Source organism: Kitasatospora sp. NPDC007106 (assembly GCF_040634455.1).
GTDB classification, from domain to species: Bacteria; Actinomycetota; Actinomycetes; order Streptomycetales; family Streptomycetaceae; genus Kitasatospora; species Kitasatospora arboriphila.
In genome coordinates this window covers 1-1383 of the sequence record NZ_JBEYFP010001239.1, presented here as the reverse complement: position 1 = coordinate 1383, position 1383 = coordinate 1, and the positions used below count along the sequence as shown (strand labels likewise).

At 74.8% G+C, this 1383-nt stretch carries 2 protein-coding genes; both read left to right on the top strand.

The genetic code is table 11. From position 1 onward, the window contains the following. On the top strand, positions 1-202 hold a 202-nt coding region (locus tag ABZ641_RS37470; protein WP_359989060.1), incomplete at its 5' end, for a GNAT family protein. Positions 203-294: 92 nt separating this feature from the next. After that, positions 295-1284, top strand: a complete 990-nt coding sequence (locus ABZ641_RS37465; protein ID WP_344626656.1) for a DUF2510 domain-containing protein — start codon at positions 295-297, stop codon at positions 1282-1284. Positions 1285-1383: the final 99 nt, after the last annotated feature.

Sequence of the window (1383 nt, the reverse complement as noted above, 5' to 3'; positions counted from 1 at the left end):
CGGGGTCGCGGGTGAGCTCCAGGTGCCAGCCGCCGCGGCCGGGGCCCGCCGGATCACCCTGCGGGTGCTCGGCCACAACACCCCGGCCCGCCGACTGTACGAGCGCTGCGGCTTCACGGTGGAGGGCGTGCTGCGCGAGGAGTTCCTGCTGGACGGCGCCTACGTGGACGACGTCTGGATGGGCCGTCCGCTGGCCGACTGACGTCCCGCCAGGGGCCGCCGGCGCCCGGCCGGTCCAAGTCGTGACCTTGCCTCCCCTGCCGGGCCGTGCCCCGGGACCGGTACCGTACGGCCGTGAGCACATCGATTCCTCCCGGCTGGTACCCGGTCCCGGAGCCCGGGCCGGGCGGCACCGCGCAGGAACGCTGGTGGGACGGCAACGCCTGGACCGCCGAGGTCCGGGCCGCCCAGTCCGCAGCGGCCCCGCAGCCCGCGCAGATCGCCGACGCCCCGACCCAGGCCTGGAGCGGCCAGGCCGTCCCGCAGCCCGGGTACGGCTACCCGCAGCAGCAGCCGGGGCAGTACGGCTACCCGCAGCCCGGCCCGCCGTACGCCTACCCGTCGACGGCGACCGGACCGAAGAACCGCAACGGCCTGATCATCGGCATCGCCGGCGGCGTGCTGGCCCTCGCCGTGGTGGCCGCCGTGGTGCTGGTGGCCTCGGGCGGCGACGACGATCCGCCGGTGGTCACGGCACCGCCGCCGGTGAGCTTCTCCGCCTCCCCGCGGACGAGCCCGAGCCTGCCGCGCACCAGCCCCAGCCCGCGCAGCAGCACGCCGCCGCTGGCCGGCAGCACGATGACCGACGTGGTGCACGGCTGGCGCGTGCCGCGGCCCACCGGCTGGACGGTGCACGCCAGCAGCGGTGCGAGCGCCGTCTACGAGGTCACCGGCCCGTACGACTGCGGCATGGAGTCGCAGTGCATCCGCGGCCAGTTCTCGGTCGAGACGGTGTCGGTGCCCGGGACCGACGCGGCCACGGTCGCGAAGGCCCAGATGGCCGAGTACGCCCCGCGGATCTTCGGCGACCTCACCGGCCACGAGGAGATGGCCTCCGGGCCGATCGTGGTCGCGGGCGCCATCGGCTACGCGGTGCGCTGGCACGTCACGCCGAAGCAGGGTGCCGCCGGCTACGTGCTGATGGTGGCCGTGCCGGACGCCCACGGCAGCGGCTTCGTGCTGATGCACGGCGGCGTGGACGACGACCCGCAGGCGCCCCCGTTCGGCACCATCGACGCGATCGTCAGCGGCATCCGCTCCACCACCTCGGGCAGCGGAGCCTGACCCGCCCCCGGCCGGCACCGCGGGGCCGGGCGGGGCCGTCACGTCGGCCCCTTCGGGATATCACACCTCTTAACAACAGTAACCACAATAAATATATGG